We start from the raw sequence: 376 nt of genomic DNA on the forward strand, positions 1-376 counted from the left end.
CTCCTGATATCTGCGCATTCCACCGCTACACCAGGAATTCCAATCTCCCCTACCGCACTCTAGTCTGCCCGTACCCACTGCAGGCTGGGGGTTGAGCCCCCAGTTTTCACAGCAGACGCGACAAACCGCCTACGAGCTCTTTACGCCCAATAATTCCGGACAACGCTCGCACCCTACGTATTACCGCGGCTGCTGGCACGTAGTTGGCCGGTGCTTCTTCTCCAGGTACCGTCACTTTCGCTTCGTCCCTGGTGAAAGAGGTTTACAACCCGAAGGCCGTCATCCCTCACGCGGCGTCGCTGCATCAGGCTTGCGCCCATTGTGCAATATTCCCCACTGCTGCCTCCCGTAGGCTGTCTCTTATACACATCTACGC

The 376-nt window shown here is 57.7% G+C and carries 1 rRNA gene; it reads right to left on the bottom strand.

What is annotated here, in order from left to right:
- A 16S ribosomal RNA gene (locus ACTHSQ_RS11140) occupies nt 1–376 on the bottom strand; the annotation flags it as partial.

Origin of the sequence: Neisseria sp. P0009.S008 (assembly GCF_051958615.1) — a bacterium.
Classification (GTDB): domain Bacteria; phylum Pseudomonadota; class Gammaproteobacteria; order Burkholderiales; family Neisseriaceae; genus Neisseria; species Neisseria subflava.